Source organism: Ruegeria sp. BF12 (genome assembly GCF_056538705.1).
Genome location: NZ_JBQFTP010000001.1, coordinates 353787 through 377445 on the forward strand (window position 1 = coordinate 353787; position 23659 = coordinate 377445).

26 protein-coding genes are annotated in these 23659 nt (G+C 57.0%); 15 read left to right on the plus strand and 11 right to left on the minus strand.

Annotation, left to right across the window (positions count from 1 at the left end; all coding sequences use genetic code 11):
* The first annotated feature begins 3 nt into the window (after positions 1 to 3).
* From rplI to ACR0J0_RS01810, 4 genes are all read left to right on the plus strand, one after another.
* Complete coding sequence (rplI, locus tag ACR0J0_RS01795) at positions 4 to 624, plus strand: 50S ribosomal protein L9 (protein WP_475064066.1); 621 nt, start codon at positions 4 to 6, stop codon at positions 622 to 624.
* A gap of 152 nt (positions 625 to 776) precedes the next feature.
* A complete protein-coding gene (locus ACR0J0_RS01800) occupies positions 777 to 1253 on the plus strand; it encodes a transglycosylase SLT domain-containing protein (RefSeq protein ID WP_480660856.1) in 477 nt (158 codons plus the stop codon).
* Between the two features lie 214 nt (positions 1254 to 1467).
* Positions 1468 to 2169: a helix-turn-helix transcriptional regulator gene (locus ACR0J0_RS01805; protein ID WP_480660858.1), complete on the plus strand. Its 702-nt coding sequence runs from the start codon at positions 1468 to 1470 to the stop codon at positions 2167 to 2169.
* 96 nt (positions 2170 to 2265) lie between these two features.
* A complete protein-coding gene (locus ACR0J0_RS01810) occupies positions 2266 to 3117 on the plus strand; it encodes an acyl-homoserine-lactone synthase (RefSeq protein WP_480660859.1) in 852 nt (283 codons plus the stop codon).
* Between the two features lie 96 nt (positions 3118 to 3213).
* Here the strand turns inward: ACR0J0_RS01810 and tig are convergent, their stop codons facing one another.
* From tig to ACR0J0_RS01825, 3 genes are all read right to left on the minus strand, one after another.
* Positions 3214 to 4545 (minus strand): trigger factor, encoded by a 1332-nt coding sequence (gene tig, locus ACR0J0_RS01815; RefSeq protein WP_480660860.1) that lies wholly within the window; start codon positions 4543 to 4545, stop codon positions 3214 to 3216.
* A 185-nt stretch (positions 4546 to 4730) separates the two neighbouring features.
* Positions 4731 to 5855 carry a porin gene (locus tag ACR0J0_RS01820; protein ID WP_480660862.1) on the minus strand — a complete coding sequence of 375 codons (1125 nt, stop codon included), beginning with the start codon at positions 5853 to 5855 and terminating at the stop codon, positions 4731 to 4733.
* A 298-nt stretch (positions 5856 to 6153) separates the two neighbouring features.
* A complete protein-coding gene (locus tag ACR0J0_RS01825) occupies positions 6154 to 7731 on the minus strand; it encodes an NAD(P)H-hydrate dehydratase (protein WP_480660864.1) in 1578 nt (525 codons plus the stop codon).
* A gap of 169 nt (positions 7732 to 7900) precedes the next feature.
* Between ACR0J0_RS01825 and ACR0J0_RS01830 the strand changes: the two genes are divergently transcribed.
* The 5 genes from ACR0J0_RS01830 to ACR0J0_RS01850 all read left to right on the plus strand — a co-directional run bounded on the left by ACR0J0_RS01830 (position 7901) and on the right by ACR0J0_RS01850 (position 12063).
* A complete protein-coding gene (locus tag ACR0J0_RS01830) occupies positions 7901 to 8239 on the plus strand; it encodes a P-II family nitrogen regulator (protein ID WP_058274017.1) in 339 nt (112 codons plus the stop codon).
* Positions 8240 to 8272: 33 nt separating this feature from the next.
* Positions 8273 to 9679: a type I glutamate--ammonia ligase gene (glnA, locus tag ACR0J0_RS01835; RefSeq protein ID WP_480660865.1), complete on the plus strand. Its 1407-nt coding sequence runs from the start codon at positions 8273 to 8275 to the stop codon at positions 9677 to 9679.
* Between the two features lie 151 nt (positions 9680 to 9830).
* On the plus strand, positions 9831 to 10109 hold the full coding sequence (locus tag ACR0J0_RS01840) for a hypothetical protein (protein WP_480660866.1): 279 nt from the start codon (positions 9831 to 9833) through the stop codon (positions 10107 to 10109).
* Between the two features lie 36 nt (positions 10110 to 10145).
* The gene (locus ACR0J0_RS01845; protein ID WP_480660867.1) at positions 10146 to 10949 is read left to right on the plus strand and encodes a lytic murein transglycosylase; all 804 of its coding nucleotides are present in this window, start codon (positions 10146 to 10148) and stop codon (positions 10947 to 10949) included.
* Positions 10950 to 11148: 199 nt separating this feature from the next.
* Entirely contained in the window at positions 11149 to 12063 is a 915-nt protein-coding gene (locus tag ACR0J0_RS01850) for a hypothetical protein (RefSeq protein ID WP_480660868.1), read from the plus strand.
* 36 nt (positions 12064 to 12099) lie between these two features.
* On the opposite strand, the gene ACR0J0_RS01855 is transcribed toward ACR0J0_RS01850, so the two are convergent.
* Complete coding sequence (locus tag ACR0J0_RS01855; RefSeq protein ID WP_480660869.1) at positions 12100 to 12843, minus strand: heme-dependent oxidative N-demethylase family protein; 744 nt, start codon at positions 12841 to 12843, stop codon at positions 12100 to 12102.
* Between the two features lie 123 nt (positions 12844 to 12966).
* On the opposite strand from ACR0J0_RS01855, the gene dddP reads away from it, so the two are divergent.
* Entirely contained in the window at positions 12967 to 14340 is a 1374-nt protein-coding gene (dddP, locus tag ACR0J0_RS01860) for a dimethylsulfonioproprionate lyase DddP (protein ID WP_480660870.1), read from the plus strand.
* Here the strand turns inward: dddP and ACR0J0_RS01865 are convergent.
* Complete coding sequence (locus ACR0J0_RS01865) at positions 14315 to 14509, minus strand: hypothetical protein (RefSeq protein ID WP_480660872.1); 195 nt, start codon at positions 14507 to 14509, stop codon at positions 14315 to 14317. The genes dddP and ACR0J0_RS01865 overlap by 26 nt on opposite strands.
* Before the next feature lie 234 nt (positions 14510 to 14743).
* On the opposite strand from ACR0J0_RS01865, the gene ACR0J0_RS01870 reads away from it, so the two are divergent.
* The gene (locus ACR0J0_RS01870; RefSeq protein ID WP_480660874.1) at positions 14744 to 15958 is read left to right on the plus strand and encodes a bifunctional alpha/beta hydrolase/OsmC family protein; all 1215 of its coding nucleotides are present in this window, start codon (positions 14744 to 14746) and stop codon (positions 15956 to 15958) included.
* A 9-nt stretch (positions 15959 to 15967) separates the two neighbouring features.
* Here ACR0J0_RS01870 and ACR0J0_RS01875 read toward each other — a convergent pair whose 3' ends face one another.
* The 5 genes from ACR0J0_RS01875 to ACR0J0_RS01895 all read right to left on the minus strand — a co-directional run bounded on the left by ACR0J0_RS01875 (position 15968) and on the right by ACR0J0_RS01895 (position 18442).
* Entirely contained in the window at positions 15968 to 16318 is a 351-nt protein-coding gene (locus tag ACR0J0_RS01875) for a hypothetical protein (RefSeq protein ID WP_480660875.1), read from the minus strand.
* Between the two features lie 10 nt (positions 16319 to 16328).
* The gene (locus ACR0J0_RS01880; protein WP_480660877.1) at positions 16329 to 16886 is read right to left on the minus strand and encodes a hypothetical protein; all 558 of its coding nucleotides are present in this window, start codon (positions 16884 to 16886) and stop codon (positions 16329 to 16331) included.
* 140 nt (positions 16887 to 17026) lie between these two features.
* A complete protein-coding gene (locus tag ACR0J0_RS01885; RefSeq protein ID WP_480660878.1) occupies positions 17027 to 17614 on the minus strand; it encodes a biotin transporter BioY in 588 nt (195 codons plus the stop codon).
* A gap of 76 nt (positions 17615 to 17690) precedes the next feature.
* On the minus strand, positions 17691 to 18113 hold the full coding sequence (locus ACR0J0_RS01890) for a DUF6314 family protein (protein ID WP_480660880.1): 423 nt from the start codon (positions 18111 to 18113) through the stop codon (positions 17691 to 17693).
* Positions 18110 to 18442 carry a hypothetical protein gene (locus ACR0J0_RS01895; protein ID WP_480660882.1) on the minus strand — a complete coding sequence of 111 codons (333 nt, stop codon included), beginning with the start codon at positions 18440 to 18442 and terminating at the stop codon, positions 18110 to 18112. The genes ACR0J0_RS01890 and ACR0J0_RS01895 overlap by 4 nt, the downstream gene beginning before the upstream one ends.
* A gap of 89 nt (positions 18443 to 18531) precedes the next feature.
* On the opposite strand from ACR0J0_RS01895, the gene purB reads away from it, so the two are divergent.
* From purB to ACR0J0_RS01915, 4 genes are all read left to right on the plus strand, one after another.
* Positions 18532 to 19836, plus strand: a complete 1305-nt coding sequence (gene purB, locus ACR0J0_RS01900; RefSeq protein ID WP_480660884.1) for an adenylosuccinate lyase — start codon at positions 18532 to 18534, stop codon at positions 19834 to 19836.
* Between the two features lie 378 nt (positions 19837 to 20214).
* Positions 20215 to 20754: a tetratricopeptide repeat protein gene (locus ACR0J0_RS01905; protein ID WP_480660886.1), complete on the plus strand. Its 540-nt coding sequence runs from the start codon at positions 20215 to 20217 to the stop codon at positions 20752 to 20754.
* A 68-nt stretch (positions 20755 to 20822) separates the two neighbouring features.
* Positions 20823 to 21911, plus strand: coding sequence for a flagellar motor switch protein FliG (locus ACR0J0_RS01910; RefSeq protein WP_480660888.1), 1089 nt, complete (start codon positions 20823 to 20825; stop codon positions 21909 to 21911).
* 118 nt (positions 21912 to 22029) lie between these two features.
* Entirely contained in the window at positions 22030 to 22953 is a 924-nt protein-coding gene (locus tag ACR0J0_RS01915; RefSeq protein ID WP_480660890.1) for a lysophospholipid acyltransferase family protein, read from the plus strand.
* Here the strand turns inward: ACR0J0_RS01915 and ACR0J0_RS01920 are convergent, their stop codons facing one another.
* The gene (locus ACR0J0_RS01920) at positions 22954 to 23655 is read right to left on the minus strand and encodes a DUF1223 domain-containing protein (protein ID WP_480660892.1); all 702 of its coding nucleotides are present in this window, start codon (positions 23653 to 23655) and stop codon (positions 22954 to 22956) included.
* Between the last annotated feature and the right edge of the window lie 4 nt (positions 23656 to 23659).

Below are 23659 nucleotides of genomic sequence, written 5' to 3' on the forward strand. Positions count from 1 at the left end.
GACATGCAAGTTATCCTTCTCGAACGCGTTGCGAAACTGGGTCAAATGGGCGACGTCGTTGACGTCAAGCCCGGCTACGCCCGCAACTTCCTGCTGCCCCAGGGCAAAGCGCTGAGCGCATCGGACGCTAACATCGCGTCGTTCGAAGCTCAGAAAGCGCAGCTTGAGGCGCGCAACCTGGAAACCAAGAAAGAAGCTGAAGCACTGGCTGAAAAGCTGGACGGTCAGCAGTTCATCGTGATCCGCTCGGCATCGGATGCCGGCGCTCTGTACGGCTCGGTCACCCCGCGTGACGCAGCAGACGCTGCAACCGAAGCTGGTTTCACCGTCGACAAGAAGCAGATTGCCCTGATCGCTCCGATCAAGGAACTGGGTCTTCACTCGCTGGCAGTCAAGCTGCACCCCGAGGTCGAAGTTGAAATCAAAATGAACGTCGCCCGTTCGGAAGAAGAAGCCGAACTGCAGGCGTCGGGCAAATCGATCCAGGAACTGGCAGCTGAAGAAGAGGCCGCCGCTGAATTCGAAATCGCTGAACTGTTCGACGATATCGGTTCCGCCGCCTCCGACGACGATGATCTGGTTGCCGAAGAAGCCCCGGCTGAAGAAGACGAAGCCAAGGCCTGATCTAGCTAACCTGAGTTTTAAAAGGCCGCACTCAACGTGCGGTCTTTTTTCGTACACACGCAAGACGGGCAGAAATCAGCCAGAGTTTTTACCTATGCTTGCGGTCACGGTATCAACTCATATCATCGGGTCCAGAAACTCGGAGTTCCCTGATGAATAACTTTTTGCGCCGAAGCGTTATGGCCATGTTACTTGCCGCGCCCCTCGCTGCCTGTGGTGGCCCTGACACTTCGGCCCGTGATGCCTTTGATCCCCCTCTGTACCCCAATGAGACCCCCGAGCTGCGCGCGTCAATCAACAAATGGGCCGACCACTACGAATTGCCGCGTGAGTTGGTTCACAAGCTGGCGATTCGGGAAAGCACGCATCGGCCGTGGGCTGTGAACCGCCCATATTACGGACTGTTGCAGATCCTTCCGGCGACGGCGCGTTCCATGGGATATAAAGGTAACGCAAAGGGATTGCTGGACGCGGAAACCAATCTGGAATTCGCCGGAAAATACCTTCGCGGTGCGTGGCTCTTGTCGGATGGCGACCAGAAACGCGCGATATTTCTCTATGCCAAGGGCTATTACCCCGAAGCAAAAGCGCAAGGAATGTTGATTGAAACAGGTTTGCGGCCGGAATGATGTCGACTTGAATTTCAAGTCCAAATGTGAACAATATATTAACAGGTGTCTTAGTGGTTTACTTAGGTACTATGTTGCCGGAACCACGCAATATGCCTAAACGTTTTGAACAAATACCTTGCGCGGGACACCTAAGTTGACGCAACGTATGCAATGAAATGGACAGATATGGCACTTCTTTGGGGAAAGATTTGCCGCCGTAAGGGTTGGACAGGTGAAACTCATAGACTTGGCCGCGATCGACCACGAGGAGAAGTCGGCAGCCGACATTATTAACGCTGTCTGCGAGGAACTCGGCTTTGATTATGCGTCTTATGCCACCTTCAATCCCGTGAAGGGTGACGTCCAAGGCTATGCAAACTATCCGGACGAATGGAAAATTCACTATGGAAGTCAAGGATTTCACCATTTCGACCCGACCCTATACCAATCTGTTCTCAGCATCGCCCCTGTTGATTGGGGACGCTTCAATCACGACGAAAAATTCCACTCGGTTTTCCGTGACGCGCATGATTTCGGCATAACTCCAAGGGGTTTGACCGTTCCCGTGCGCGGTCCTTACGGAGAATGCGGTCTGTTGAATGTGACCCGCGATTGTTCGGATGCAGAGTGGGAAAAGCTTAAAAAACATGTCATGGGGGACCTGCAGATGGCTGCTGTTCAGGCGCATGATACTGTGATGCAGTCCGGCCTGCTGGCCAAAGCGCTGTATCTTCCAGCCCTTTCGACGCGGGAAAAAGAGATCCTGCAATGGGTCGCTGACGGCAAATCTCAGCAGGATATTGGCGATATCCTGTCGATTTCTCACCGAACCGTCGAAGTTCACATGCGATCCGGGCGGGAAAAACTCGGTGCCTTGACCACACCTCAGGCTATCGGACGGGCCATTGGACTGGGCTTAATTGCCCCAGGATAATCAAAAAAGATAAAAAATACGGGAAACCCCCAATAGTCTCAGCTCAAAACTTAGTTAACTTATTCTCTACGGTAACCAGACTGTAGGGGGATGGAAATGATCATCGTAATTGATGGTATCAACCAACATAAGTTTAATGACGTCTTGGACGAGATGTTCAAACTGCGCGCACGCGTTTTTGGAGACCGTCTTGGCTGGGAGGTCAACATCGTTGATGGGCGCGAGCGCGACCATTTTGACGATCTGCATCCTGCACACGTAGTCAGCATCAACGACGAGGGGGACGTTGTTGGGTGCATGAGACTGCTGCAAACGACCGGGCCACATATGCTGTCCGACGTTTTTCATTCAATTCTGGACGGCGAACCACCGATCCGCAGCGCTCAGGTTTGGGAAGCAACACGGTTTTGCGTCGACACCAAAAAGCTAGGACGCGGTCGTGGGGAAAACTCTGTGTCCTATGTCACCAGCGAGGTTATGATCGGTTCGTTCGAATACGCGAAAACAGCGGGTGTATTGGACTCGATCGCCGTGATCGACCCGGTGATGAACCGCGTCCTGCAACGGTCGGGCAACGCGCCTTACGACTATCTTGGAACCGCCAAGCCGATGGGCAAGGTGGTAGCGATGGCCGCCCTTATGGACTGCTCGGAGGAGCGGATTTCGGGAATTCGGGATTATGCTGGCATTGAACATGATGTCTTTCTGACCGACGAACAGGCGCTTGAGCGCTTCGAAGGTGCAAAAGCAAAGCCAAGTGCCGCGAATTACGACCATCAGCCGCTAACACAGCTGGAAAAATACTTTGTCGAACAGATGAATTCGGCAACATCGAAGGCCGAAGTAGAGTCAGTGTTGAAACTGATCGAAGCGCTTTCGGACCGATTTACGCCAGAGCAGAAGACCGCTCTGCTAAGAACCCCCCGTGCTTTTGCTCATGAGGCCTGACCCCCTCACCTCATAAGTTGAAGCCACCCACGCGGAGCCGTCTAATTTCAGACGGCTCCGTTTATTTTTGTGCCCATGGGGATGGGCGGAAGAGGATTACTCCTCTTCCAGTGCCTCAACGGCTTTCTGCAGGTCGTCCTTGCTGACTTCTTTGTCCGCAACCTGAGCCAGTTCGAATACGTAGTCGATAACCTTGTCTTCGAAGATCGGCGCGCGCAGCTGCTGCTGCATCTGAGCGTTCTGCTGAACGAACTCAAAGAACTGGCGTTCCTGACCCGGGTACTGACGCGCCTGGTTCATGATCGCCTGAGTCATTTCCGCATCGGTCACTTCGACCTCGGCCTTCTGGCCCAGCTCGGCCAGCAGCAGACCCAGACGCACGCGGCGTTCGGCCAGCTTGTTGTGCTCGTCCGTGGGCTCGATCTCACCGTGGTCGTGGCCTTCCACTTCCGGGTTTTCTTCGTGCCACAGCTGGTGTGCAATCTGCTTGGCTTCGGCTTCAACCAGCGACGGCGGCAGGTCGAACGAGACTTTCTCGTCCAGCGCGTCGAGCAGAGCACGCTTCATAACAGCGCGCGAGGCACCGGCATATTCCGCTTCCAGACGCTCGGCGATTTGGCCTTTCAGGGCTTCCAGATCTTCTGCGCCAAATTTCGTGGCCAGTTCGTCGTTGATCTCGGCCGCAACCGGCTCTTTGACCTCTTTGACGGTGCAGGTGAAAACGGCGTCTTTACCGGCCAGGTGCTCGGCGCCATATTCCTCGGGGAACTTTACTTCGACGTCTTTGACTTCTTCGGCCTTCACGCCAACCAGCTGCTCTTCGAAGCCGGGGATGAAGCTGTTCGAACCCAGAACCAGCGGATAGTCTTCAGCGGAACCGCCTTCGAACTCTTCGCCGTCAACCTTGCCAACGAAGTCGATCACAACCTGATCGCCATCCTTGGCTTTCGAACCCTTGCGGCGCGCTTTGAAGTCCTGAGCGGTTTCGGCCAGGTTGTTCAGCGCTTCTTCAACGGCAGCGTCGTCTGCTTTGACAACCAGCTTTTCCAGTTCAACCGATTTCAGGTCAACTTCGGGAATCTCGGGCAGTGCCTCATAGGACATTGCGACTTCTACATCGTCGCCTTCTTTCCAGTCCTCATTGGTCATTTTGACCTCGGGCTGCAGCGCGGGGCGTTCGCCGCTGTCTTCAAAGTGCTTGTTCATCGCACCGTCGATGCTTTCCTGCATCGCTTCGCCCAACAGGCGCTGGCCGAACTGCTTTTTCAGCAGCGCCATCGGCACCTTGCCTTTGCGGAAACCCTTCATCTCGATTTCCGGCTGCGCTTCGACCAGTTTCTCGTTAACTTTGTCGTCCAGCTCGGCTGCGGATACGACGATATTGTAGCCGCGTTTCAGACCTTCGTTCAGCGTCTCGGTAACCTGCATTATGGTAGTCCCCATAGGATTCGGGGCGCGCAAAACGGCGCGCCGGGCAAATTTGACGCCTTCTATTTGCCCAGCCGCCCGCGTGCAAGAGGCAATGGCCGGATCCGCCTTGTTTTGCCGCCGATTTGAACAAAAAAAACGCCCCGAACTAAGTCGGGGCGCGTCCAGTTCACGGGGAATTGTCGTCAGAACTTCCAGAGCGCACCCAGCACCCAGGCTTCGTTCTTGTCAAAGTCGACCGTGTCGTCGAAATCGTGGTTACGGTACTTCAGATAGGCATCCGTGTTGATCGCATCGATCCGCTGAACAACTGCGATACCCCACGACTTTGTGCTGGACCCCTGGTTTTCGAAATCCGAACCGTCGAAATAGTCGATACCAACACCGGTTTTGCCCCACGACACCCAATCGCCTTCGTAAGCAAGCTTGGTGTACCAGTAGTCCGGATCGCTTGCCCCTGCCGAGGTATCGTCGCGCGATCCCAGAGCCGCTGTGAAGCTAAAGCCGCTTGGCATCAAGACCGAGGCCGATCCGATGGTATCCTTGCGTTCACCAGGTTGGCCGTCAAAGTCACGCACAGCGTATGCAATGCTGGCTGCAAACTCGACGCCGTTTGTGAAGGTGTTCCGATATTTGACTGCGATGTCGTAGTAATCGTCATCGTCGCTGCTGGACAGGATGTTCTGGCCATAAGCGATTGCGGCCGAGAAGCCGTTGAAATCAGGTGTATCGTAACGCACCCTACCCCGGCGAGCCCCGTCAAAGTTGCTGGCCGAGTCACCAACTGTGATGTCACTCAGGATACCATCGGGTGCACGATAGAAGAATGCGCCGTTTTCGTCGTTCGTAAACGAATACAATGCGGTTCCGACGTAAGACAGATCCGTTTCAGCGGCTCCGTCCGAGGCCATGCTTCCCTGACCGGCGGAAAATTTGCCGTATCCCCCCTTGAGCGAGAAATCGACGTGACGAATATCTTCGCGGGTCCAGCCATTGGTGTTGGTGCCGTCCTGGTTGGCCGACCCGGTACTTGGCAGACCCAGACCCGTCTCGAACCGGAACATGAACTCGTTACTACCGTAAGGCTGCATCACGCGCAGGCCCACCCGGCTGTTGGACAGGTCATTGTCCAGCAAGCGGGTCTCGGTCTCCTGGCCGTCATCGACCGACACGATCACCGGGTCAAACTGACCATACAGCAGCACATAACCGCCACTGTTGTTGTCGTACTTCAATTCGGCTGCAGCGGGAATTGCCGTGGTAACGGCCAGAACTCCGGCAATTGAAGGGATGCTTAATTTCACTGTCATTTCTTTCACCATGAACGTTATTTTTGGATACTGTCAGCGGGCTGAACTCATGCGACAGATCCATCACGTAGAACCGGCTATTCTGACTCTGAGGTTCCGCCTTACGGCTCTAAATCGGCAGAAACTAAATGGCAAATATATCAACACGTTGTTCGCGCGCCCTCAAATTGTTCAGGGCTCCTGTGTCAAGTCTGCCACTCCACCACACGTCTTTCAAAAGAATGACATGCAATGATGCAGATGCGTGCGGCCAATTCTTGCCGAAAGCCAGGGAAAGCGGCCAAATTCCGCGCATGCGTCAACTGGACATTTGCTGAAACACCCGAGGCAGCAGCTCGGGCAAATCCTCGGCAATCAGACCCGGACCGAAGGAACGTGCGCATTCCACATGCAACCAAGCCGCTGTTTCCGCGGCCGACATGGGATCAAAGCCGCGCGCCATCAAGCCAGTGATGAACCCCGCCAAAACATCGCCGGAACCCGCCGTTGCCAGCCACGGTGCGGACCGCTCGTAGTGGGCCGAATTGATCGCGCAGCGCCCATCCGGCGCAGCAATCACTGTATCCGGCCCCTTGAACAGAACCACGCACCCTGCCCGCTTGGCGGCCTCGCGAGTAGCGTCGACCTTGGAATAGGCCGGGCCTTTGGTGGGAACCGCCTTTAGCTTTTCAGCTATGTCAGGGAATAGACGCGCGAATTCTCCCCCGTGCGGAGTGAGGACACAATTTTCATGCAGCATGTTGAACAAGGTCGAGGGGGCTTTCGCAAAACCCGTCAACGCATCCGCGTCCAGAACGGTTGACCTCCCAGCCGCCAGAGCGGCCGGCACCAAATCCTGCCCTCGGTCCAGCCCGATTCCGGGGCCAAGGCATAAGGCATTCAGACGCTCGTCTCTCAGAGCTTCGGATAACGAACTGGCATCCTCCACTTGCTGCAACATGATCGCTGTCACCTGCGCCGCGACCTCCGTCTGCGCTGCCAGAGGAACACCCAATGTCACCAACCCGGCCCCGATCCGCAAAGCTCCACGCGCCGCCAATCGCGCCGCGCCGGTTTTACCTGAGCCCCCAGAGAGGATCAGCGCATGGCCGTACGAGAACTTATGCGTCGGTTTGCCGGTACGAATGTCAGAAATGTTCTTACTTGAGGCCCGATAGCGAGCACGCCCAGCCTCATATTGCATGGAAAAGTCCCGCCGATAAGAAGGTACAAAGTCGGATACTCCGATTTCCTTGACTTTTAACGTTTTAGCCTGATCCGCGAGAATACCGAGTTCGTGGCCTAACCTCTTGCGTTCGAACGTCACGATAAGCGCAACGCCCATCGGTCCATCATAAAACGACGTTTCTTCGTCCAGAAATTTCCCACTATCGGAGCAGAAACCGGACGGAACGTCGATTGCCACATCAATTCCAGTCTTGAACATTTCCAGGCAAAACGCCTTTGCAGCACCTGAAAGTGGGCGCGACAATCCCGTTCCAAATACTGCGTCAATTACAAGGTTGTGGTCGCGCTGCAGCAATTCCTCAGCGACCGGCTTCCCTTCCGCGACGGTTCCGATCGCACACCATCGCGCATAGTTCGCTTTTGCGTCTGGCGGCAGCTTGCCCGGATCGCAAAATAGATAAACATCGACCTCCCAGCCCCACTCTTTCAACAACCGCGCGACGACAAACCCGTCACCGCCATTGTTACCGGGGCCGCAGAAAACCACGGCCGCTCCGGACGTTTTCGACAGCTCCGGCCATTCTTCGAAAATCGCCTCGACAACTCCGCGACCGGCGCGCTCCATAAGCTCCAGACCCGTCACCTGACCGGACTCAATAGCGGCCTGTTCTATCGCCCGCATCTGCGCCGCTGTCAGCAATTCCGTCATCTCAAATCCCCCGGTGATTCAATTTCGATTACTTTTTGTGCAAGTCGATCAAAATTTGACCTGTCGCCTTTTTTCTAAGCGCCCAACCCGGACCATTTTCGCAATCACATTGCCGACCGATTTTAGACGTGGTCAGTGCCTCAGTGACAAGAGTTAAAAGGAGCCCGGGATGAAGAAGATCGAAGCGATCATCAAGCCGTTCAAACTCGATGAAGTTAAAGAGGCGCTGCAGGACGTCGGCGTCCAGGGTCTCAGCGTGATCGAAGTCAAGGGTTTTGGCCGTCAGAAAGGCCACACCGAACTCTACCGCGGCGCGGAATACGTCGTTGATTTCCTGCCCAAGGTGAAGGTCGAGGTTGTGCTGGACGACGATCAGGTTGATGCGGCCATCGACGCCATCGTTGCGGCAGCCAAAACCGACAAGATCGGCGACGGCAAAATCTTTGTCTCGCCCGTTGAACAAGCCATTCGCATCCGGACCGGCGAAACCGGCCCGGAAGCCCTGTAACAGAACAATCTCAAAGCAGAGGAATAATAAGCTATGAGCAAGGACGCAGTTCTTCAGCTGATCAAGGACGAGGACGCCGAATACGTCGACGTTCGCTTCACCGACCCGCGCGGCAAGCTTCAGCACGTGACGCTGATGGCAGATCAGGTTGACGAAGACTTTCTGGAAGAAGGCTTCATGTTCGACGGTTCGTCCATCGCGGGCTGGAAGTCGATCGAAGCATCTGACATGAAGCTGATGGTCGACACTGAAAGCGCCTATGTCGATCCGTTCTACGCGGAAAAAACCATCTGTGTACACTGCTCGGTTGTCGAGCCCGACACCGGCGAAGCCTATGAGCGTGACCCGCGCGGCACTGCCCAGAAGGCCGAAGCTTACCTGAAAGCCTCAGGCATCGGCGACGTCGCCTATATGGGCCCCGAAGCGGAGTTTTTCCTGTTCGACGACGTCCGTTTCTCGAACACTATCAACAAAGTATCCTACGAAGTTGATGCAACGGACGCGTCGTGGAACACCGACACCGAGTACGAGATGGGCAACATGGGCCACCGTCCGGGCGTCAAGGGTGGTTACTTCCCGGTCAACCCGATCGACGAAGCACAGGACCTGCGTTCGGAAATGCTGTCGACCATGAAGCGTCTGGGCATGAAGGTCGACAAGCACCACCACGAGGTTGCATCGTGCCAGCACGAACTGGGTCTGATCTTTGACAGCCTGACCAAGCAAGCCGACGAACTACAGAAGTACAAGTACGTCATCCACAACGTTGCACACGCCTACGGCAAATCGGCCACCTTCATGCCGAAGCCGATCGCGGGCGACAACGGCACCGGTATGCACGTGAACATGTCGATCTGGAAAGACGGCAAGCCTCTGTTCGCCGGCGACAAATACGCCGACCTGTCGGACGAAGCTCTGTGGTTCATCGGTGGTGTTCTGAAGCACGCCAAGACCCTGAACGCTTTCACCAACCCGGCAACCAACAGCTATAAGCGTCTGATCCCGGGCTTCGAAGCCCCCGTTCTACGCGCCTACTCGGCCCGCAACCGTTCGGGGTGTGTCCGTATTCCGTGGACCGAAAGCCCGAAAGCCAAGCGCGTTGAGGCCCGCTTCCCCGATCCGGCCGCAAACCCCTACCTGGCGTTTGCCGCTCTGCTGATGGCCGGTCTGGACGGCATCAAGAACAAGATCGATCCGGGCGAAGCCATGGACAAGAACCTGTACGATCTGCCCGCCGAAGAACTGGCCGACATCCCGACCGTCTGCGGCAGCTTGCGTGAGGCTCTGGAAGCTCTGGCGTCCGATCACGACTTCCTGCTGCAGGGCGACGTGTTCACCAAAGACCAGATCGACGGCTACATCGCACTGAAGATGGAAGAGGTCGAAACCTACGAGCACACACCCCACCCAGTTGAGTACGGCATGTACTACAGCTGCTAAACCGAGGGTTAGCGCAAAGACCAAACGAAAGGGCGCCTGTTGGGCGCCCTTTTGTCATTCCGAACATCGCTATCACAAGCGTCTTGACTGACAGTTGGTATCGTCAGAGCCTTTCTTTGAAGTATTGTCTTGATCGCTTTGGGAGAAAACGATGCGCCTGATGTTGAAATTCACGATACCCGTTGAAAAAGGCAATCAGGCCGAGCGGGACGGCACACTTGGAGCAGCGATTGAAGCTCTGGTAAAAGAAGTGAACGCAGAGGCCGCTTATTTCGCGCTTGAGCACGGCAAAAGAATGGGGATCGTCATCTTTGAGGAAACCGATCAGGCCCGCATGCCCGCAATCAACGAACCGCTTTTTGCAGCACTGGACGCAAACATAGAAATCCAGCCCGTCCTGACCTCCGAAGACCTGCAGCGTGCGTTGTAAAAGTTCGCACCGGCTTAAACAGAACTGATTGAGGGAATGAAAACCATGCGGCGCCTCGCCATTTTGATCGCTTTCGCTTTATCCATACCCGCGCTGACGGCGGCCGCCCCTTGCGGCAATACCGGCAGTGGATTTGACGCGTGGAAAAGCGACTTTGCCAGACAGGCCAAGCGCGCCGGTGTGAAAAAGAAGGGTCTGCAAGCGCTGGCGCAGTCGCAATACGCCACGCGCACAATCGCGGCTGACCGCAATCAGAAGAGCTTTAAATACTCTCTCGACAAGTTCATGCGCGTGCGCGGCGCGGACACCATTGTCGCGCAGGGTCGTAAACGCAAGGCGCGTAACCCGCAATTCTACGCGGCACTTGAACGCCAATATGGAGTGCCCGCAGGAGTCTTGATCGCCATACACGGTATGGAAACTGGCTTTGGCAACTTCATGGGTGACAGCCAGGTTGTTTCCGCAATTACAACACTGGCCTACGATTGTCGCCGGTCTGAGTTTTTCATTCCCCACGCCATCGGGGCGCTGAAACTGGTCGATCAAGGCAGCATTACGACGGCTACAAAAGGCGCAAAACATGGCGAGCTTGGGCACACTCAGTTTCTGCCCGGCAACGCCATGACTTACGGGGTAGATGCCACCGGCGACGGTCGCGTTGATTTCTACAATATGACGGATGCACTGGCCTCAACCGCCAATTTTCTACGTAGGAAAGGGTGGAAACCGGGGCGCGGCTATCAGCAGGGCCAGCCGAATTTCGCGGTCATTCAACAGTGGAACGCCGCGTCGGTGTACCAGCAGTCCATTGCAATCATGGCCGCCCGAATCGACGGTTAAGAGAAGCTGGGAATTCGGGCCAATGCACCAAATTTCAGCCACATTGTCGCCACAGAAATTAAACGGCCCTTAAAATGCCTAGGTTTCCATAGCGTAATCAATCCGGGCGATTTTTCATTTTTTTCCATTTTCGCCCCAATCTGCCCCAGATCGCTTGCTAGATTGTTTCCAACGACAGGATGCGACAAAGGACAGCGCAGTGACTCCGAAGCACAGCTATCACGGTGGTCTGCAATTCAACGGTAAGACCGAAGGCGCGATTGAGCGGTTTGGAAAAATCGTTGCAACGACGCTTCAGGACTATGGTCACCTGGTCGAACGCAGGGCCCTGTTGAGCGCCACCGAAGCCAGTATTGTTTCCAGCCAGTATCTGGTGCGCCTGACACTGGACACTCAGGCGGCCGAGACTGAAGACCGGTTCGGGCGTCTGGACCGCGCAGCAGGTTTGAAAACCATTCCCAGACCGATTGTAAGCAAGCCGCAAAACCGGTTGTCGATCACGGTTTCCCCGGTTTCGCCCCTGCTGGACGACAGCGAAATTTCCGAGCTGATGCTGGTGGTAATCCTGTACAGGATGGTCGACATCTGCGCGACGCAGCGGATTGAATGGCTATCCCCTAATACCGTTCTAACGCTCGAACAATTCATGAGCGCGTTTGACTCTCTGACCCCCGGAAAGGCGCGGAACAGAAAGCAGATATTCGAGGCAGTAACAGGCCCGTTTGCAGGGCTGAACCTTCCTGACGCACAAGACCTGGATGAGCCAGAAAAAGGGGCGCTGAAACCAGCAGCCCGGCCGATCCAGCTGTCGGATGAGCAGTTGCTCAGCATCGCTTTTCGGACAGAAGAACCTATCGAGCAGCCTACCGATCGGGACGACACGCCCCCCCTCGACCACGAAAAACCCAGCGATATCCTACGACTGACCAGTTGGGGATTGACGGGTGCCGTGGCAAGCGTGTCGGTCCCGATTGCGGCCTCATTGGCCGCTGTAAACCTGATCAAGGGCGAAGACTTTCGCCTTAATACTCAGGTGCTGGCCTATTCCGTTGCGATCTCCGCTCTCAGCACAAGCGGTGCATTCGCAGGCGTGGCCGGTGCGTTGGGCATGTAGCCCGGCATCAAGTGACCCTCCTTGGAGGCCCCGCCGTCAGGCGGGGTTTTCCATTTTGGCCACCTGATCTGCCGCAAGCACATACGTATGGATCGAGAAGATGACGGCCCGCGTTTCCGGCAGGCGCAAAAGTGTCTGCCGCTCACTTCGCAGGAAACTTGTGGATCCCGGATCTGTTATGTCGCGCGGTTCGCTTGCGCTACGGGGTTGATGCAGCTCGGCATCCTTATACCACAGCGTGTTGAACCTCCACAGCGGACGTCCCGGCTGAATCCCGTCGAACAGGCGCTGAACGCGCCGCGCGATGTTTTCGTCATAGCTATCTACAGGAACATGAATGCCGACGAGGGGACGCATGAATTTCTCGGACAACCGCCAACTGGCGGGAAAACACAAGATAGCGCCGGTCAGAACGTGTTCGTCCCCTTGCTTTTGCAGAATACAGAAATCTTCCTGCACCAGCTGGCACAGCGTGTCGAACGGACGATACCGGTCAACCTCTACCCGCTGCCCGTCCGAGCGGATCACATGGTCCGTGCTTCCAGGATAGGCGTGCTGCAGAACCAGATCCAGTAATTCCTGTGCGGCGGGCATCGCGCCTGGGTCCAGCGCCAGCACGTCCGCACGCCGGTCCGCCAACAGCGTTGCACGTCTTTGCATCTGAGCCGCGAACGCGTCATCGCAGTGCAACCAGTCATCCATGCTACCGGGCTGAATACCGGGCAAGGGACGTTGGTCCAGCGGATCGTATGGGATAGATGTTTGAAGAATGGTCGTCATGGTTCTGACCTACCATCAGAATTTTGGCTTGTCGGTCAAAAAGCGACGAATGCGCCGTCGCAAATTTTCAAGACGCCGGGAGATTGATTCTCCACGTTCGAAAAATAGGCAGGGAGACCCACCATGAATCAGCACTATCGCGACAACCGCAAGATCGACCCGACCAAAGGTGCGACCCTTGGTGACGGCACCCCGAACGAGAATGACCGGATTGAGATAGGGCCAACTCAGCTTGCATTCTCGGAATGGGAACAGGCCGGCCTTGTCCTGCCTGACCTGACACGGATGCGGGAACACCGGTGGAAGCGATTAACCCAAGCCATCGTCGATCGCGGCTATGGTGGACTGTTGATGTTCGACCCGCTCAACATCCGCTATGCCACCGATAGTACCAATATGCAGCTGTGGAACACCCATAACCCGTTCCGTGCGGTTCTGTTGTGCGCCGATGGGTATATGGTGATCTGGGACTATAAGAACTCTCCGTTCCTGTCGAAGTTCAACCCGCTGGTCCGTGAACAGCGATCCGGTGCGGACCTGTTCTATTTCGACCGCGGCGACAAGGTGGATGTGGCCGCTGACGTGTTTTCGAATGAGGTGCGCGTTCTGATCAACGAGCACGGCGGCGGCAATCAACGTCTGGCCGTGGACAAGATCATGCTGCACGGGCTGCGCGCGCTTGAGGCGCAGGGGTTCGAGATCATGGAAGGTGAGGAAGTCACCGAAAAAACCCGCGCCATCAAGGGACCAGACGAAATCCTCGCCATGCGCTGCGCCAACCATGCCTGCGAAACGGCCGTTGCCGAGATGGAGAAGTTCGCACGCGCCAACGTGGGCGATGGCAAAACGTCAGAAGATGACATCTGGGCCGTCCTGCACGCCGAAAACATTCGCCGCGGTGGTGAGTGGATTGAAACCCGCCTGCTCGCCTCGGGCCAGCGAACCAACCCGTGGTTTCAGGAATGCGGCCCGCGGATTACTCAGAAAAACGAGATCATTGCCTTCGATACAGACCTGATCGGCTCATATGGCATTTGCATCGATATCTCGCGCACATGGTGGATTGGGGACGAAAAACCCCGCCCCGATATGGTTTATGCCATGCAGCATGCGCATGAGCACATCATGACCAATATGGAGATGCTAAAACCCGGCGTAATGATCCCGGAACTGACGGCCAATGCGCACAAACTGGACGACAAATTCCAGGCGCAGAAATACGGCTGCCTGATGCATGGCGTCGGCTTGTGTGATGAATGGCCGCTGGTCGCTTACCCGGATAAGGCGGTGGCGGGCTCGTACGACTATCCGCTCGAGCCCGGCATGGTGTTGTGCGTCGAAGCCGCCTGCGGCGAGGTCGGCGGAGATTTCTCGATCAAGCTGGAGGATCAGGTTCTGATCACAGAAGACGGGTATGAGAACCTGACCACCTATCCCTTTGATCCGCAGTTGATGGGTCTGAGCCAAGCCCTCAGTTCGACCAGTACGACCGCCTGACATTGCCGTGCCAGTCCTCTGTGACGGGCGCGGCAGTTTCCATTGTGTCCGAAGAAACCAGCGGCCAATTCTGACCGAGTGAAAAACCAATTACACCGGCTAGTACGATCACGATCACAATATTCGGACGCAATATCACGCCCCTGGGTTCAGATACGCTATGTGCCATTTGAGCCTCCTGAGCTGAAAAGATCTGTGACCGCAACATGGGGGTGCTTTCAGAATTAGTGAAACGAATATTTATTAATAAAAGCATCACACATGTTGATGTATTGAATCTTCGCTGGGCTAAAGCACAAACCTGTATCAGGACCTCACCTTCCCGTGACGCGCCTTACAATGGGGTTGAGCGACCTGACGGATGCACACACTATTGGTTCATCCCGACACACAAGGAACTGCCATGCCCACCGAACGCATTACTTTTGCCGGTCACGACGGCAACCAATTGGCCGCGCGCCTTGACCTGCCAGACGGGCCGGTCCTGGCAACGGCGCTGTTTGCACATTGTTTTACCTGCTCAAAAGACATCCCCGCCGCACGCCGAATTGCGGCGCGGTTGGCGGCAATGGGCATTGCCGTTTTGCGTTTCGACTTCACCGGTCTGGGGCATTCCGGCGGAGAATTTGCCAATACGACCTTCTCGTCGAATGTCGAAGACCTGATCGCTGCATCGCATTATCTTGCCGGTCGCAACATGGCGCCGGCACTCCTGATCGGTCATTCGCTGGGCGGAGCGGCGGTTTTGCGCGCGCGCGCTGGCATTCCAAGTGTCAAGGCGGTGGTCACTCTGGGTGCACCTGCTGACCCGGGTCATGTTGCTCATCACTTTGAGGACGCGTTGCCCGAGATCACGCAAGAAGGGGCGGCTGACGTAATGTTGGGTGGGCGCCCTTTCCGCATAGGCAAGGCATTCGTTGACGATATCTCTGAGACCGCGCTTCTCCCGGCAGTCGCCGACCTGAAAGCCGCGTTGTTGATCCTGCACGCACCCCGGGACGAAACCGTAAGCATTGACAACGCCAGCACACTCTTCCTTGCGGCCAAACACCCCAAAAGCTTTGTGACACTGGACGATGCAGACCACCTGATTACGCGCGCGGCCGACGCTGAATATGCAGCGGACGTAATCGCCGCGTGGGTGACGCGCTATGTCAAACTCTGCCCGCCTGCCCCGCCTCCGGGTGCGCCCGAGGGTGTTGTGCGCGTAACCGAGGCCGACCCGTCCGGGTTTCTGCAGGACATCCAATCCGGCCCCCGACACCATGCGGTTGCAGACGAACCGGCCTCATACGGCGGCACGGACAGGGGGATGTCACCCTATGGCTTTGTGTCATCCGGTTTGGGCGCATGCACGTCGATGACCATCCGCATGTACGCCCGGCGCAAACGCTGGCCTCTGAACGGCATCACCGTCGATGTCTGCCACAACAAGGTCCACGCTCAGGACGCGGGCTTGGCCAATGAAGGAAAGGTCGACCAATTCCGACGCAAAATCCGCCTGGAAGGTCCGTTAACGCTAGAGCAGCGCGCGAGGTTGATGGAAATCGCGGACAAATGCCCGGTTCACAGAACGCTGGAAGGGTCAGCCCAGATCACGACGGAATTACTGGACTGATCCGATGCGTTATCGCCGCCCAGCGGGGCGGTGAATGGGAGGCCGGGCGGCTGGAGGACGCGCGACCGGCGGGCGCGGCCTGTTTGGCGGTCGCGACACCGGCGGTCTGTTCGGCGGCTTTGCGATGGGCGGAACCGGACGCGCCGGGGGGCGCGTTCCCGGACGTCCGGGGCGATCTGGCCGGTCGATATCAATATCGACGTTAACATCGTGGTAATAGTCGTTCCACAGCATCGAATCGTAAAACGGATCGTACCCGTATCCGACGCCGACGGTTACGCCATCACAGGCTGATAGGGTCAGGCTTGCTACGCCCAATCCCAATGCGAGGGTTACGCGTTTGATCAGTTTGCGGGTCATCGGCGCCTCCTCACTGTTTAGAGCGGAACGACGCGAAAACGGCGTTCAAGTCGTCAACATAGGCTGGGTCGGCGCCGTCGCGCAGAATTGCGACAACTACGGCAACACGGTTTCGCGGCAGGTCGATGATGGTTGCGGTGAAATTCACGCCACGCCCATCTCGATTGCCCGTCCCACGAATGACCCGCGCCGGCATCCCGCCGATGCGCGTCGACGTGGTCTCGGACACTGTTGGGTCCTTGACCAGAAACTTGTCGATGTCTTCAAGATAACGAAGACCGTCTTCAATCGAAGCCACGCCAGCAGGTGAGACAAACCCCATCCAGACATTGTCATCTGTGACAGGCCGCACCCCCATGACGCGGGAAACGGCACGCATGTCACCTAATTCGGTATCCTCAATCTCACGCGGGCCGCCCGTCCGCAGCGCCCAATAGTCAGGCACGGAAAAGCTGAACAGTGCGCGCCCGTTGTCGGTATAAGTAACCGGAGTATCTGCTGATGCGCCCCCACCACTCAACCAAAGAGCGGCACAAACGGTGAATGCCGAGGCAATTTGAATACGCATATTTCAATAACCTGATGATTTCATTGAGTGCAGATTGAACCGCCGCCACCGGAGTTGTCCAGCGTTGCGGCCAGGAAACAAGAAAAAACCGCGCCGGGATACTTCCGGGCGCGGTTCCGTATAGGCGATTTCGGCAGAGATCAGGTGCGGGCGTCGCCCACCAGTTTCCACAGGCCGGGGATCAATACCGCAGCCAAAACCAGCTTGATGGCATCACCCACCAGGAAGGGCGTCAGACCCCATTCCAGGATCGGCTTGTCCCAGCCGTACAGTTGACCCAGCCACAAGAGACCCGGCACGTAAATCACGACATTGGCCAGAACCAGAGCCAGCGCCATCTTCCCAAACGAGCGGTCCCAGCCGCGCGCGGCCAGAGCACCCAGCAGAACAGTTGCCAGCAGGTAACCAACCAGATAGCCGCCAGTGCCACCCATCATGTAAGTCAGACCGAACTTCTCGGCCGAAGAACCCGCGAAGACGTCAAAGCCGAGCGCTCCGACCAGCAGGTAGCCCAGCATGGTGATCAGACCCAAGCGCGTTCCGTAGGCTGTGCCGATTGTTAGCACAGCAAAGGTGCCCATGGTGATCGGAACAGGCCACATCGGCACCTTGATTTTAGCGGCAATTGCCAGCGCAAGGATACCCAGAGCGACCAGAGCAACCTGTTTTACGCGCAATGCCGTCCCTTCGCGCGGGCCAATCGCATTGGCCAGAACATTCGCATCCATTCTCATATCTCCACTTTCGGATTTATATGCAGGTGCAGCATTGCCCGTTTCGATCGCTAGCTGCAATATGATTACGCTATCTTAACTTGTACTTAGTGTCCATTTCATAGGATTTTCGTGGCCCATCCACGATCCAGCGCACAGTCCAATTCGGCCAGCCCGAAAAATCGTATTCCGCATCATAGCTGTCCGGTGGGCAATCATGGTGATCGCAAGCCCGCGCAACGCCCAGTTTAAGGGCATGGAAATACCGGCCATCGTCAAAGTGAATGGAAACTCTCTCTTCGCTGTCGTGCCACAGATATCTGCGCGTTCCCTTCATGGCAGGCTGGTTGGGAAGGTACAGCGTCACCTTCTCATCATAGATCAAACCGTCTGCAACCCGATGCAAGTTCGCCAATCCATCCGCCTGCACGACCTGGCCGGCCCGAGCATCCCGGATCGTCCGGGTCAAATTCCAGCGGCCTTCAAAGTCGGACAGGCTTGTCGGCAGGGTCATTCGGCGTAGATCCCCTCCGTCGTGCCGCCGTTGTCGTCAACGAACCGAATGACCCTGCCGCTTTGCTGAACGTCGTAGCAGGCCCACAGGTCCGACGGCGGCCAGAGCGAGCAATAACGATCCTCACGCACCGCCCAGCGTCCCGCGCTTGGCCGGCCCGAAAAGTACTGTGTCAGCATCGTATCATCGAAGGTCTGCCAGACACCCTGCCCGTAATCGAGCTTCTGCCCGGTCAGCGCCGCCAGAATCTGTTCTCCGTTCAACGTCCGGAACTCTTCAGCCTGCAGCAAACCGGGCCAAAGGGCGAAAATCAGGGCAAACCGTCTCATATATGCACTCGCGCCTTGTTCCTGTGCCTGCACGGGTTTAAACCCCGCCGCATCGCCTCCTGCCAAATCACAATAAGGTGCCGCTGCCAATGATTCCACGCTATTCCCGCCCCGACATGGTCGCCATCTGGTCGCCCGAAACCAAGTTCCGCATCTGGTACGAGATCGAAGCGCATGCCTGCGATGCCATGGCCGATCTGGGGGTCATCCCGCGCGAGAATGCCGAGGCCGTTTGGAAAGCCAAGGATGTGGAATTCGACGTGGCGCGCATCGATGAGATCGAGGCCGTCACCAAGCACGACGTCATTGCGTTCCTGACCCATCTGGCCGAACATGTTGGCAGCGAAGAAGCGCGTTTTGTGCATCAGGGCATGACCAGCTCGGACGTGCTGGACACCTGCCTCAACGTGCAACTGACCCGCGCCGCTGATCTGCTGATCGCTGACCTCGAAGGTCTGCTGGCCGCCCTGAAGCGCCGCGCGATCGAACATAAGAACACCGTCCGCATCGGCCGCAGCCACGGCATCCACGCCGAGCCAACAACCATGGGCCTGACCTTCGCCCGCTTCTACGCCGAGATGGACCGTAACCTATCCCGTATGCGCGACGCCCGCGCAGAAATCGCAACCGGCGCGATCAGCGGTGCGGTCGGCACCTTCGCCAATGTCGACCCGCGCGTCGAGGAACATGTCTGCGACCAGCTGGGTCTTGTGCCTGAACCGATCAGCACCCAAGTCATCCCGCGCGACCGCCACGCGGCGTTCTTTGCGACACTGGGCGTGATTGCGAGCAGCATCGAAAACATCGCCGTCGAAATCCGCCATATGCAGCGGACCGAGGTGCTGGAGGGCGCCGAGTTCTTCTCGATGGGTCAAAAAGGCTCGTCGGCCATGCCGCACAAGAAAAACCCGGTGCTGACCGAGAACCTGACGGGGCTGGCCCGCATGGTGCGCGCAGCCGTAATCCCGGCGATGGAAAACGTGGCGCTGTGGCACGAGCGCGATATCTCGCATTCCTCGGTCGAACGCATGATCGGGCCGGACGCCACAATCACTTTGGACTTTGCGCTGGCCCGCCTGACAGGCGTGATCGACAAGATGCTGATCTTCCCGGAGAACATGATCGAGAACATGAACAAGTTCCCCGGCCTGGTTATGAGCCAGCGTGTTCTGCTGGCGCTGACCCAAGCAGGTGTCAGCCGTGAAGATGCCTATGCCATGGTCCAGCGCAATGCGCTGAAAGTTTGGGAACACCGTACCGATTTCAAAGAGGAATTGCTGGCAGACCCCGATGTCACCGCCGCGCTGAGCCCCGAAGAAATCGAAGAGAAATTTGACCTCGGTTACCACACCAAGCACGTCGATACGATTTTCGCCCGCGTATTCGGCGAATAATTCAAGCTGATCAATCAGTTGAAAAGGCCCGGTTCGCACGATGCGAGCCGGGCTTTGTTCTTTTGCCAGACGGCCTCAATTCGGTTATCCTAAGCGCGTATTTCCGAACAGGAGAAACAAGATGGTCCGTACTCTTATCTGCGCTATGATCCTAAGCTGTTCAGCGTCTGTCGCGTTAGCCTGCAGTGGTCATTCCAAGCAAACCCAATCTTGCGCGCCGGGGACATATTGGGATTCCGAAGCCCAGACTTGCGCCAAAATTGTAAACAGCTGAGAAAAAATTTTCCTACTCGTGAATAAATGCGAGCCTTGGGTTGTTAGCTTTTTTGAAGATCGCACTATGCTTTCTCAAAGCAGCCCTGACAACGGAGTAGGAAAATGCGCCTTGTAATAGCTTCCGCCATCGCCCTTCAGGCCTTTGCATTCGCACCAGTTGCGCTTGCTGCGGGCGGTGACAGCAGTCCGCCAAAGCCGACCAATACGACCAAGAAATGCCTGTTTGGCCGCGTTTACGACAAGGACGCCGGGCGCTGCGTGAAGCCGAACAAAAGCAACTTTACGGATGATCAGTTGTACGATGCCGTGCGCGAGCTGGCGTATGACGGACAGTTCGAGAATGCTCAGGACATCCTGCGCATCATGGACCAGAACGACGATCGCGTCCTGACCTACTGGGGCTTTACCTATCGCAAACTGGGCGAGCTTGAGCTGGCAAATGCCTTTTACAACAATGCCATTGAAGCCAACCCCGACAACATTCTGGCCCGCAGCTACATGGGTCAGGGATTTGTGGCCGAAGGTAAACCCGATCTGGCAATCGAACAGTGGCGCGAAATCAAGGCGCGCGGTGGTGAAGGCACCTGGGCCGAAGCATCCCTGCGCAAAGCGATCCGCACCGGGCTGACCTATAGCTACTAAGCTTCAGCCTTTCTTTACCCGACTCCCCGTAGTCTGCCTGTGGAACAGAATTTTGGCACCGCAGGCAGATGCAGGATACGAACTCTTTGGTACAAGTGGCACCGGGGGCGTCGCCACCCGTCGCAAACGCTCAGGACGACGCGCCCCGTGTTGTGCCCAGGGCGCTAAGCAGCCGACAGAAAGCCGCGGTCGTGGTGCGCCTTTTGCTGAACGAAGGCGCGGATATCCCGCTCGAAGAACTTCCCGATAGCCTACAGGAAAAGCTGACGCATCAGCTGGGGCAGATGGGGCTTGTGGACCGGGTCACTCTGGACGCCGTCGCGCAGGAGTTTGCAGAGGCACTGGATGGCATCGGCCTGTCCTTTCCGCATGGCTTGGCAGGGGCTTTGGACGCGGTCAACGGCAAGATCGCTCCGGCGACCGCCGCCCGGTTGCGGAAAGAAGCCGGGGTACGTCAGATCGGCGACCCGTGGCAAAGACTGCGCGAGATCCCGACCGAAGACCTGGCGGAAATGGCGCAGGCCGAAAGCACCGAGATTGCGGCCGTCATGTTGTCCAAGCTAGAAACTGCAAAGGCGGCGCAACTACTGGGGCACCTACCCGGCCCGATTGCGCGGCGCATCACCTATGCCGTGTCGAAAACGGCAAATGTTACGCCCGAGGCGGTCGAACGGATTGGCTGGTCTCTGGCGGCCCAGTTGGATCGACGTCCGGCGACGGCTTTCTCAGACGGTCCCGGAGTTCGCGTCGGCGCGATCCTGAACCAGTCCGCTGCCTCGACGCGCGATGGGCTTTTGACTGCTCTGGACGAAGAGGACACCGATTTTGCGGCCATCGTACGGCAGTCGATCTTCACCTTCGCCCATATCCCAGCCCGCATTCTTCCTCGCGACGTGCCTGCGATTCTGCGAGGCGTGGATCAGGCAGACCTCGTCACCGCTCTGGCGGGCGCTGCGGCTGAGGGTGACAAGGCCGCGGCTACGTTCCTATTGTCCAACATGTCGACCCGCATGGCCGACAACCTGCGCGAAGAAATTGGCGAGCGGGGCAAGGTGAAGCTATCCGAAACCGAAGAAGCCATGACGCTGATCGTTGGCGCAATTCGGGCCCTTGTCGACGAAGGGGCAATATCTTTGATCGAAGAAGACCGCGAATAGTGACAGACAAGCGCCTTCCAGCGTGCCGGCACAAAGGGTTGTTTTGCAACGCTTGTGGTTGCGGTTTCTGCCTTGTATGTCTTGCCCGGCAAATCGCAACAGCCGGTGAGACTTCACTATGCCCGTCGAAAAGTCGGAATTAAGCCGCGCAGAGCTTAGAAAATACTATATCACCGGATTGTTCATGAAAGGTGTCATCGGGGCCATGCGTCTGCTGCCCTATGAAACCCGTCTGGCCACCATGGCCGCAATCGCGCGCGGTCTGTCTCCGTTGATTGGATTCACGAACCGGGTGCGCAGCAATCTGAAACTGACTTGTCCGGACCTGCCCGAAGACGAGGTCAAACGGATTTGCCGCGCGGTTCCCGACAATGCCGGTCGCGCCATTATGGAGCATTTTTCGCCCGAGGGATTCACCGATCGTCAACGCAACGCCAAGGTCAGCGGATCCGGTGTTGCCGCCTTTGACGCCGCCGTGGCAGAGGGTCGCCCGATCATGATGATCACCGCGCACTTCGGCCACTACCTGGCCGCCCGCATCGCCCTGCAAGAGCGCAGCGGTCAACCGATCGGATGCCTGTATCGCCGCATGGCAAACCCGTATTTCAACGAAATGTATGTCGAATCATTCTATAAAACCGGCGCACCGATGTTCGAACAAGGTCGTCGCGGGATGGTCGAGATGGTCCGCTCTCTCAAGAAAAGCGGGATCATCGCAATCGTTTCGGACCTGCACGCGCATGGCGGCGAAGAGCTGATGTTCTTTGGAAAACCGGCCGTGACCTCGGTGCTGAACGCGGAACTGGCGATGAAATACGACGCCGTTCTGATCCCATGCTATGCGGTTCGTCAGCCCAACGGCATTGATTTCGAAATCGTTCTGCACGACCCGGTGCCGCACACTGACCCCAAGACCATGACCCAGTTCACAAATGACGATCTGGAGTCGATGGTCAAGAAACACATGGGTCAGTGGTTCTGGATTCACCGGCGCTGGAAAACGTGGAACGGTTTGGGTGTTCAGCCCGAGGATATGCCCTGATTACTTGACCCGCGCCGCCGCGACGATCGGCCCGTGCCCCGCCCTTTGGATCAGCACGACGGCGGGCAAGTCCGAGTTCAGGGATACCGAAAACTCCTGCGGCGAAACGCCGTCCCACTGACCGGCCAAGTGCCAGGAGTCGACAACGTTCGCGTAATCCAGCTCATGCCCGGCAAGTTCACCACGCCGTATAGAAGCATGCCGCAAGGGCGCGTACTGGATGACGCGCACATCATAGGTCTCTCCTACAGGAAGCTCGACGGGCGTCACGGCGACCGTTACGTCGTTGCCGGACCTGGTCGCCGTAACAGAAGCCTCGGGCGCAGCCTTGAGGTGCGCATTGATCAAACGGTCCAGTTCCCGCGATTGTGCGCCGACCACATCCTGTTGGCCGTTCACCACCATCTGAGGCGTATAGATCATCGACCGTCCGCCTTGGCGGGCATATGAGCGCTGCCGCAGTGTGTGGTCCGGATCCGCATACTCATCCTTCCACCCGATGTAGTCCCAGTAATCCACATGCAGCGCGAGGCCGATGACGTCATCACGCTTGGCCAGTTCATGCATGATCCGATCCGCCGGCGGACAGGACGAACATCCCTGAGACGTGAACAGTTCAACCACGACCGGGTCACTTTCAGCCACAGCGGCGGTGGCAAGGAACAAGGAAACAAGTGCGGTTGCACGAACTGATCTGAACATTTTG

What these genes read in the sequence shown, in the direction of transcription:
- ACR0J0_RS01855 (WP_480660869.1), bottom strand. Translation starts at nt 12,843, where the DNA reads ATGACGACCATTCTTCAAACATCTATCCCATACGATCCGCTGGACCAA.
- ACR0J0_RS01810 (WP_480660859.1), top strand. Translation starts at nt 2,266, where the DNA reads ATGATCATCGTAATTGATGGTATCAACCAACATAAGTTTAATGACGTC.
- ACR0J0_RS01915 (WP_480660890.1), top strand. Translation starts at nt 22,030, where the DNA reads ATGCCCGTCGAAAAGTCGGAATTAAGCCGCGCAGAGCTTAGAAAATAC.
- ACR0J0_RS01910 (WP_480660888.1), top strand. Translation starts at nt 20,823, where the DNA reads ATGCAGGATACGAACTCTTTGGTACAAGTGGCACCGGGGGCGTCGCCA.
- ACR0J0_RS01875 (WP_480660875.1), bottom strand. Translation starts at nt 16,318, where the DNA reads ATGACCCGCAAACTGATCAAACGCGTAACCCTCGCATTGGGATTGGGC.
- glnA (WP_480660865.1), top strand. Translation starts at nt 8,273, where the DNA reads ATGAGCAAGGACGCAGTTCTTCAGCTGATCAAGGACGAGGACGCCGAA.
- rplI (WP_475064066.1), top strand. Translation starts at nt 4, where the DNA reads ATGCAAGTTATCCTTCTCGAACGCGTTGCGAAACTGGGTCAAATGGGC.
- tig (WP_480660860.1), bottom strand. Translation starts at nt 4,545, where the DNA reads ATGCAGGTTACCGAGACGCTGAACGAAGGTCTGAAACGCGGCTACAAT.
- purB (WP_480660884.1), top strand. Translation starts at nt 18,532, where the DNA reads ATGATTCCACGCTATTCCCGCCCCGACATGGTCGCCATCTGGTCGCCC.
- ACR0J0_RS01920 (WP_480660892.1), bottom strand. Translation starts at nt 23,655, where the DNA reads ATGTTCAGATCAGTTCGTGCAACCGCACTTGTTTCCTTGTTCCTTGCC.
- ACR0J0_RS01840 (WP_480660866.1), top strand. Translation starts at nt 9,831, where the DNA reads ATGCGCCTGATGTTGAAATTCACGATACCCGTTGAAAAAGGCAATCAG.
- ACR0J0_RS01825 (WP_480660864.1), bottom strand. Translation starts at nt 7,731, where the DNA reads ATGACGGAATTGCTGACAGCGGCGCAGATGCGGGCGATAGAACAGGCC.
- ACR0J0_RS01890 (WP_480660880.1), bottom strand. Translation starts at nt 18,113, where the DNA reads ATGACCCTGCCGACAAGCCTGTCCGACTTTGAAGGCCGCTGGAATTTG.
- ACR0J0_RS01870 (WP_480660874.1), top strand. Translation starts at nt 14,744, where the DNA reads ATGCCCACCGAACGCATTACTTTTGCCGGTCACGACGGCAACCAATTG.
- ACR0J0_RS01830 (WP_058274017.1), top strand. Translation starts at nt 7,901, where the DNA reads ATGAAGAAGATCGAAGCGATCATCAAGCCGTTCAAACTCGATGAAGTT.
- ACR0J0_RS01905 (WP_480660886.1), top strand. Translation starts at nt 20,215, where the DNA reads ATGCGCCTTGTAATAGCTTCCGCCATCGCCCTTCAGGCCTTTGCATTC.
- ACR0J0_RS01885 (WP_480660878.1), bottom strand. Translation starts at nt 17,614, where the DNA reads ATGGATGCGAATGTTCTGGCCAATGCGATTGGCCCGCGCGAAGGGACG.
- ACR0J0_RS01865 (WP_480660872.1), bottom strand. Translation starts at nt 14,509, where the DNA reads ATGGCACATAGCGTATCTGAACCCAGGGGCGTGATATTGCGTCCGAAT.
- ACR0J0_RS01845 (WP_480660867.1), top strand. Translation starts at nt 10,146, where the DNA reads ATGAAAACCATGCGGCGCCTCGCCATTTTGATCGCTTTCGCTTTATCC.
- ACR0J0_RS01895 (WP_480660882.1), bottom strand. Translation starts at nt 18,442, where the DNA reads ATGAGACGGTTTGCCCTGATTTTCGCCCTTTGGCCCGGTTTGCTGCAG.
- ACR0J0_RS01800 (WP_480660856.1), top strand. Translation starts at nt 777, where the DNA reads ATGAATAACTTTTTGCGCCGAAGCGTTATGGCCATGTTACTTGCCGCG.
- ACR0J0_RS01820 (WP_480660862.1), bottom strand. Translation starts at nt 5,855, where the DNA reads ATGACAGTGAAATTAAGCATCCCTTCAATTGCCGGAGTTCTGGCCGTT.
- dddP (WP_480660870.1), top strand. Translation starts at nt 12,967, where the DNA reads ATGAATCAGCACTATCGCGACAACCGCAAGATCGACCCGACCAAAGGT.
- ACR0J0_RS01880 (WP_480660877.1), bottom strand. Translation starts at nt 16,886, where the DNA reads ATGCGTATTCAAATTGCCTCGGCATTCACCGTTTGTGCCGCTCTTTGG.